Source organism: uncultured Faecalicoccus sp., from assembly GCF_944327125.1.
GTDB lineage: Bacteria > Bacillota_I > Bacilli_A > Erysipelotrichales > Erysipelotrichaceae > Faecalicoccus.
This window is the reverse complement of record NZ_CALVGO010000065.1, coordinates 1-7,447: the sequence shown is the minus strand read 5'-3', so window position 1 is coordinate 7,447 and position 7,447 is coordinate 1. Positions and strand designations below refer to the sequence as shown.

Genomic DNA, 7,447 nt, shown 5'->3' with positions numbered 1-7,447 from the left:
TCCGGATTCAACTGAATGCTCAAAACATTTTTATAGTATTCTTCATCCACTTCTTTTCCAATCACTGTTACCAGTTTTTTCTGTTCTTCTGTACAGTTGGCATCAATGGCCAATTCATCCTCGATCGCATTGACTTCATCAATAACCTGGCTAGCCAAAGCCGGTACCAGCTGACAGCCCTTATTATCGTATAATTTATAACCATTATATTCTTTTGGGTTATGGCTGGCCGTGATCATAATGCCTCCAAAACAATGTAAATGGCGCACGGCAAAACTTAATTCCGGAGTCGGTCTTAAGGATTCAAAGACATAGGACGTAATATTATTCTTCGCCAAAAGATCGGCACAGTCAAAGGCTAGTTCTTTTGACATATGGCGATTGTCATATCCAATCGCAATTCCCTGTTTACATGCCTGATCGCCTGCTTTTTTTATGTAATTGGCATATCCCTGTGTAGCCTTGCGAATCGTATGAATATTGATTCGATTGGTTCCAGGTCCTAAAAGACCGCGCATTCCCGCTGTTCCAAATTCAATCAGCGTATAGAACGCATCGTTCTTTTCTTCGCTGGACATATTATCAAGAACGTCCTTATAGCGAGGATCAAGATTGGGGTGATTGACCCATTTTTCATATCTTTCTTCAACAATAGACATATAAGTACTCCTCCTAAAATCTATGCTTATTATAGCATTTTTACAGATAAATGAAAGCGTTTGCTGTAACCAAAAGAAAAAGAAGTGTGAAAAACACTTCTTATTCAACGGCTTTTAATGCAGCGTCTAAAATATTTGGATCAAAGTCAAAATCCTGATACCCTTTCACAATGATATCCCAGTATTCTTTCGAAGGTTTCTCAACACTGTCATAAGCATTCATCTTATACACAAATGCAGAAACGGTTTCGCCATTTTCTTTGGTTACGGTCACTGGAATGCGATCATAAAGTTCCGGGTATTCTTCATACACATCCAAAGGCTTTAAATCTTCGGTTGTGACCTTGAACAATCCTACAGGGACTTTTTCGCCTATACATTCCACTACATCAAGAAAACCTCGTTTGGCAAAAGTCACTTTGTAATCAAGCAAATATCCTTTACCCAGACATTTGGCATTTGGACATCGCTGAGCCATTTTTTCAAGGTTTAAATTGCTGCCATAAGCTGCATAGGCTGTTTCTAACACTATATTCTCATCCATTTTTATCATCTCTTTTTTCAATTAAGAACCACAATTCCATGATCAGTTTCCGTGATTTTCGAAAATATCGTCTTCGATAATGATAGACCTCCATGTCCTGCCACAAAGAGGAAGAAATGTAGCCGCTTTCCGGCAGCCAGGACTGATAAAACGCATTGCGGATCCTGGCGACTTTGGCGGGCAATCCTAGTTGGAAATGAAACGGTACCGAAACTTTAACAACTGTTTGATCCTTCTTTAGCTGAAAGGATTCTAATTTCACGTCTCTTTGAGTGACAAAATCTCCCATAAAGATACGATCGTCTTTGCTCGCAACACAGGTTGTCAATGGTTTAACTTGATTCTGAATCGAAGGACGTATCTTGGCATAATGCTTGGAAAGTTCCGGAAGATCATCGTACAAAGTCTCTGAACTCGTTTTCTTGCCTATCCCGCTGACCCATATTTCCTCGTTTAGTGTTTCCGGTTTGAAAATCAATGAGTCTGTCCTCCGACCGTTTGGATATCTTCATTATTTTCCAGGATAGCTTCGATCGACAATTCGATTCCATGGGCAATATCCTGTAAGTTCATGCTCGGTGTTCCTTCCGGCATGCCGGTAACTTGTTCAATGGCATAAGGAACATGCATAAATCCCCCTTTGATTTGAGGATATTCCGTATAGATAGCGTGCATAACGCAATACAGCATGGCATTGCATACATAAGTTCCCGCGGTAAAAGAAACGACGGCGGGTATTCCATTGTCATTCATTTTCTTGACCATGGCATGAACCGGAAGGGTCGCAAAATAAGCTTGAGGCGCACCTTCAATCAATGGCTGATTCATCGGCTGATTCCCTTCGTTGTCCGGAATACGGGCCTGTACGTAATTGATTCCCACAAATTCAGGGGTAAGATGGGAACGTCCTCCTGCCTGCCCAATGCAAAGCACAAAATCTGGCTGATATTCCTTAATGGCATCCACCGTCTTTTGCGGACCTTTCCCAAATACAGTTGGAACTTCCAGTTTAATAATTTCGCAGTTTTTGATCGTGTCCGGTAAAAGTTTAACCGCTTCATAGGCAGGATTGATGGTCGCTCCGCCAAAAGGATCAAAACCGGTTACAAGTATTTTTTTCATTTTCAATTCCTCTTATGATAATACGATCATCATGATGATCTGAACAACTAACATGATTCCCGCGATGAGAACCTGATTCTTAATTACACCATAATCGTCCTTCATTTCCAGCACCGCGACAGGAACGATATTGAAATTGGCGGCCATCGGTGTACATAATGTACCGCAATATCCGCAAGTCAATGCCAATGATCCAATGATTACAGGATCGGCACCATACGCTAAGACAAAAGGCGCTCCAATACCCACCGTCATTACGGTAATGGCCGCAAAGGCATTTCCCATGACCATCGTAAACAAGGCCATACCAATGGCATAAACGATAATTCCAATCACAACATTTCCTTCAGGAATGATGACAGATACCAGATCCGAAATAACGTCTCCAACTCCAGCTGTCGTAAACACAGCCCCCAGAGCAGCCAGCAAAGTAGGTAACATACTCAATGGTCCAACGATATCAAGCATACGACGGCCATCTTTTAAGAACACGATTGGCTTGTTGTCTTTAGAGAAGATCATTAACAGTATGATTCCAACAACAACACCGACACCCATACCAAATAGAGGTGAGATCGATGTAAACAAAGCTGCAGCCAGGGCAAACAATCCAATAGACAAAGCAGGAATGAAAACCTTAAATCCAATCTTTTTATAATTTTTAATCATTTCATCCTGTGTTGGAGACGGTTCAGACCCGGCTTTGACTTGTTTAAATATTGGAGACAATACCATCAGGAACATAAGAATTCCCGTATACATCGATGGGATCCATGGCCCCAGAACAAACATCAAGCCTAGTAAGAACCAGAAAATAAAGGTACCGATTCGTTTCTCATTGGTCTTATCCTGCAGATTGCGAATCGCAACATAAATGGAAATCAATCCCAGTAAAAAGTACATGATCTCCAACAATTTATCCGACATTGTATAATCGGCACTCATGAAATAATCGATGGGACTGATCATGCCTTGTCACCTCCAACATATTTTTTCGCAAGTTTTTTATCCTTGATAAAGTAATAAACGATGGCTGTAGCCGTGGCAATCAAGGCAACCGGGATCTGTACAGAAGCCAAATCGATCAATGCTACTTCATAACCCAAATCAGCCAAAGTTGACTGCACCAAAAGCATACCGCTGGTTCCTACAAAGAGAACCTGACCAAAGAACCAGGCGACATTATCCATCGCGCTGGACATTCCCTTTAACTGCTCCAAGTATTCTTCATTGATAGGATGTCCGTCTTTTTCGGCAATGGCCTGAGCCATAGGCATAACGATAGGACGAATAAAGCTGGCAGCTCCACCAACACTGATATTAAAGGCACCAAAGATCAAACGAATGATACCGTAGATACCAATGATAAGACCAGAAGAGGCATTTTTAAATTTCGCCATTAAATCAGCGGCGGCCTGCTTCAAACCATTTCTTTCCAACGTACCCGTCAACACTAATACTATGATAAATGTACACATGCTTCGGTTGGATACAAAACTTGAACCCAGCGTCTCCAAAAAAGTAACCGGATCGATCCCGGATACAAGCGCGGTCACAATTGCAGCTACCATAATGATCAAGATTGAATCAAGTTTCAATACAAAACCAATAACTACAATAAGGATACCGAGCAATTTTAAAATCTCCATAAAAACTCTCCCTCCTTATTTGCTCTTAGAAGATTCTATAGTTATAAATAAATTATATACCTGTGAAAATTATTTTCAATAAGTTTTGACATGTGTTTTCAATACGAATGAGTAAAAAAAAAGCCCGAAGGCTTTTTTTATGATTTAGTACAATTAAGCAATGATCTTCTGAGCGCGAAGTACTTCTTCGATAGCTGCGATAGCTTCTTCTTCGTCTTCTCCAGAGCAGCTGATAGTGATTTCAGACTGAGTAGGGATTCCTAAAGACATAACACCCATGATAGATTTCATGTTTACTTCACGTCCTTTGAAAGCTACATTGATTTCGCTTTTAAATTTGCTGGCCGCATTCACAGCAACCGTTGCAGGACGTGCATGCAATCCAACTGGATCAACTACAGTAACAGTAACTTGTTTCATTATATATTTCCTCCTAAAGTAAATCTAAAGTTATTTTAGTCCATTTTATTCAATAAATCAATATAATTCAATCAACTTCAACGATTAGAATTCCCTTGTCTTTTAAAGCTTTTGCGAACAATCCAGAGCCTTGAATCCGACGCTTTTGAAAGGTGCCATCATAAATCGATCCATGACCACAGGTTGGAGAATAAGATTTTAAGACACAAAGCTGCACATCGCCAATCTGATTGAGTGCTTTCTGGACTCCGGCTTCCAATTGTTCGGTAATGTCCTTGCCATCTTGTCTAAGAACTCTTCCATTGAAAATCTCACAAGGGATTCTGGGAGTCGATAGACCCGCCATCTTTTCTGGACAGATCGCAACGATTTCGTGACCTTTTAACAGTTCTTCAATTTGTTCTCGGTAACAATTTCCGCCATCGTATCGGCAATTTTCACCCAAAAGACAGGCACTAACCGCTATCTTCATGAATTTTCCATCAACTCGTTATACAACAAGGAATAAGTCTTGGCACTATTCGACCAGCTGACATCTGTATTCAGTGCATTGGTCTGCAAGATTTTCCAATCTTCTTTTCGGTTATAGAAGACATCAATGGCATAATACAGTGTGTTGATCAGTTCATTTGAATCATAGTTTTCAAAGCTGAAACCATTTCCACTCTTGTCGTATTCATTATACGGATTCACCGTATCTTTCAGGCCGCCTGTTTCACGAACCATCGGCAATGTTCCATAACGCATTGAACATAACTGAGAAATTCCGCATGGTTCAAACAAACTTGGCATCAGGAACAGATCACTGGCCGCATAGATTCGATGAGCCAGACTTTCATTATATCCATAGTAGAAACAGATCTTGCCTTTATTTCCATTTTCCAAATCACGGAACTTGTTTTCAATCTGACTTTCGCCACTGCCCAAGATTGCAAGCTGGATTGGTGCAGAACAAAGGGCATCCAACTGTTCCATCAAAAGGTAGAAACCTTTTTGCCAGGTCAAACGGCTGACACATCCTACCAGCATAACATCTGGATTTTCTTCCAAACCAAGTTCCTTTTGAAGCGCCAGTTTATTTTTCTTTTTCTGTGCTGCGATATTGACTTTGTCAAAGTGATACGGAATCTCTGGATCTGTTTTCGGATTCCAAAGATTGATATCGATTCCGTTGACAATTCCCCAAAGGTCATATTTACGCATATTCAAGATGGCTTCCAGGTGTTCCCCATACTGTGGCGTCAGGATCTCCTGAGCATAGGTTGGAGAAACGGTTGTCACTTTATCGGAATAAAGAATGCCCGACTTCATGAATGAAATTCCGCCGTCAAAACGAACGTTTCCATTATCCAGCAGATAGTATGGTAAACCTAAACAGCTGTCCAGCATTTCCGGACCAAAATTACCCTGATAAGCCAGATTATGAATCGTATATACAAAACGAATACTTCGATAACGTGCATCGTTGTCATGCGTTTCCTTTACCATACAAGGAATCATTCCTGTATGCCAGTCATGACAATGGATGATATTAGGCCAGTAATTCAACTGATTTAACATTTCGATAACGGCTTTCTGGAAATACGCAAATCGTTCTCCGTCATCATCATATCCATATAAAGTATCACGTTCAAAATATCCCTGATGCTGAACAAAGAAGAAACAAACATCGCCTTCCATTTTAGAGAAGATTCGAACAGGAACTTCGTGATAGGCAATGGATACAGAAAATTCACAGTTGAAGTACAAGTCATTCATGTATTTATCTGCAATTTTCTTGTACAAAGGCATGACAACCTTTACTTCATGACCTTGTTCCGTCAAAGCTTTAGGCAGTGAACCGATTACATCGGCAAGGCCGCCTGTTTTGATAAAAGGAAGGCCTTCTCCTGCTACCATTAAAATTGAAGCCATTAGATGTTCTCCCTTCTACCGATATACAAAGGATCATCCGGCGTACCGCTCAGATCTTTCTTCTTAACGATTCTAGTGTGTTTATCAACGATCACATTTTTTAGGACAGCGTTATCTCCGATTTCAACCCCTGGCATGATCAAACAATTCTCGATCACAGCATTTTTACCAATACGGCAGGCACGTCCAATAATCGAATTGCTTACTTTGCCATGGATCTCACAACTGTTGGAAACCAATGATCCTACAGCGCTTCCACCATTAAGATAGATTGCAGGCGCACTGTCATTTGTCCGTGTGTATGCCGGCCATTTTGGATTGGAGAATTCACGCATGCTGTTTTCATCCAATACAGCCATATTGGAGTCGAAATAAGATTTCAGATCATTGATGCAGTAAACACTGCCTCTAAAGTTCACAGCACGAACATCCATATCCTTACAATGATCGTTTACGATATCCTTGAACCAGTACATACTGCTGACCTTACGCGCTTCTTTCACCAGAGAGATGAAGAGTTCTTTAGACAGAATGTATGTCTGCAAAGACAATGAACGATTTTTATAGTTTCCTAAATTGGTCTCAATACTTAAAACACCTTTTTGACGATTCAACTGAAGTACGTCGCAATTGATGTAATGATCCTTGGCATTGTCCACATTCTGATACAGCATCGTGATTTCCGCACCGCTTTCAATGTGCTGTTCAAGAATATCTGCATAATTAGCCATATAGATCATATTGACAGGGGCAATGATCACATAATCATTGGAGATTTCTTCAATATCATCGATTTGTTCATAATAGCTCTGAACATCCGAAACATACTGCGCAGAACCATCTTCACGATATAACGGAATCAAATCAATTCTTCCATGTTTGGAGTTGATATTATACTGACGGCCGCTGCCAATATGTTCAATCAAAGGCTGAGGATTTCCGTTGACGAAAACCTTGATATCGTGAATTCCGGAATTTGCCATATTTGACAAAGGGAAATCGATCAAACGATAACGGCCAATAAAGTTGAATGCCGCGATAGGGCGATATTTCTGTAAACCTCTTACATAGACACTTGGGTCATTATAAGTTACGATTCCTAATGCATCACACATCGTCGGTTACTCCCCTTTCTTTAC

The 7,447-nt window shown here is 40.6% G+C and carries 9 protein-coding genes and 1 pseudogene; all 10 read right to left on the bottom strand.

Annotated elements, in window-relative coordinates; genetic code table 11:
- Window positions 1-653: pseudogene (locus tag Q0K03_RS06835) on the bottom strand (phospho-sugar mutase); the annotation flags it as partial.
- A gap of 106 nt (window positions 654-759) precedes the next feature.
- On the bottom strand, window positions 760-1,203 hold the full coding sequence (locus tag Q0K03_RS06830; protein ID WP_297238965.1) for a gamma-glutamylcyclotransferase family protein: 444 nt from the start codon (window positions 1,201-1,203) through the stop codon (window positions 760-762).
- A complete protein-coding gene (locus tag Q0K03_RS06825; protein WP_297238964.1) occupies window positions 1,196-1,681 on the bottom strand; it encodes a GyrI-like domain-containing protein in 486 nt (161 codons plus the stop codon). The genes Q0K03_RS06830 and Q0K03_RS06825 overlap by 8 nt, the downstream gene beginning before the upstream one ends.
- The gene (gene pcp, locus Q0K03_RS06820; RefSeq protein WP_297238963.1) at window positions 1,678-2,325 is read right to left on the bottom strand and encodes a pyroglutamyl-peptidase I; all 648 of its coding nucleotides are present in this window, start codon (window positions 2,323-2,325) and stop codon (window positions 1,678-1,680) included. The genes Q0K03_RS06825 and pcp overlap by 4 nt, the downstream gene beginning before the upstream one ends.
- Window positions 2,326-2,337: 12 nt before the next feature.
- Window positions 2,338-3,294: a DUF979 domain-containing protein gene (locus Q0K03_RS06815; RefSeq protein WP_297238962.1), complete on the bottom strand. Its 957-nt coding sequence runs from the start codon at window positions 3,292-3,294 to the stop codon at window positions 2,338-2,340.
- Window positions 3,291-3,974, bottom strand: coding sequence for a DUF969 family protein (locus tag Q0K03_RS06810; protein WP_297238961.1), 684 nt, complete (start codon window positions 3,972-3,974; stop codon window positions 3,291-3,293). The genes Q0K03_RS06815 and Q0K03_RS06810 overlap by 4 nt, the downstream gene beginning before the upstream one ends.
- Before the next feature lie 153 nt (window positions 3,975-4,127).
- On the bottom strand, window positions 4,128-4,394 hold the full coding sequence (locus tag Q0K03_RS06805) for a phosphocarrier protein HPr (RefSeq protein ID WP_022789300.1): 267 nt from the start codon (window positions 4,392-4,394) through the stop codon (window positions 4,128-4,130).
- Window positions 4,395-4,461: 67 nt separating this feature from the next.
- A complete protein-coding gene (locus tag Q0K03_RS06800; protein WP_297238960.1) occupies window positions 4,462-4,866 on the bottom strand; it encodes a DUF523 domain-containing protein in 405 nt (134 codons plus the stop codon).
- On the bottom strand, window positions 4,863-6,308 hold the full coding sequence (gene glgA / locus Q0K03_RS06795; RefSeq protein WP_297238959.1) for a glycogen synthase GlgA: 1,446 nt from the start codon (window positions 6,306-6,308) through the stop codon (window positions 4,863-4,865). The genes Q0K03_RS06800 and glgA overlap by 4 nt, the downstream gene beginning before the upstream one ends.
- Window positions 6,308-7,423: a glucose-1-phosphate adenylyltransferase subunit GlgD gene (glgD, locus tag Q0K03_RS06790; RefSeq protein WP_297238958.1), complete on the bottom strand. Its 1,116-nt coding sequence runs from the start codon at window positions 7,421-7,423 to the stop codon at window positions 6,308-6,310. Before glgD ends, glgA begins: the two co-directional genes overlap by 1 nt.
- Window positions 7,424-7,447: the final 24 nt, after the last annotated feature.

What these genes read in the sequence shown, in the direction of transcription:
- Q0K03_RS06830 (WP_297238965.1), bottom strand. Translation starts at nt 1,203, where the DNA reads ATGGATGAGAATATAGTGTTAGAAACAGCCTATGCAGCTTATGGCAGC.
- Q0K03_RS06805 (WP_022789300.1), bottom strand. Translation starts at nt 4,394, where the DNA reads ATGAAACAAGTTACTGTTACTGTAGTTGATCCAGTTGGATTGCATGCA.
- glgA (WP_297238959.1), bottom strand. Translation starts at nt 6,308, where the DNA reads ATGGCTTCAATTTTAATGGTAGCAGGAGAAGGCCTTCCTTTTATCAAA.
- pcp (WP_297238963.1), bottom strand. Translation starts at nt 2,325, where the DNA reads ATGAAAAAAATACTTGTAACCGGTTTTGATCCTTTTGGCGGAGCGACC.
- Q0K03_RS06810 (WP_297238961.1), bottom strand. Translation starts at nt 3,974, where the DNA reads ATGGAGATTTTAAAATTGCTCGGTATCCTTATTGTAGTTATTGGTTTT.
- Q0K03_RS06800 (WP_297238960.1), bottom strand. Translation starts at nt 4,866, where the DNA reads ATGAAGATAGCGGTTAGTGCCTGTCTTTTGGGTGAAAATTGCCGATAC.
- Q0K03_RS06815 (WP_297238962.1), bottom strand. Translation starts at nt 3,294, where the DNA reads ATGATCAGTCCCATCGATTATTTCATGAGTGCCGATTATACAATGTCG.
- glgD (WP_297238958.1), bottom strand. Translation starts at nt 7,423, where the DNA reads ATGTGTGATGCATTAGGAATCGTAACTTATAATGACCCAAGTGTCTAT.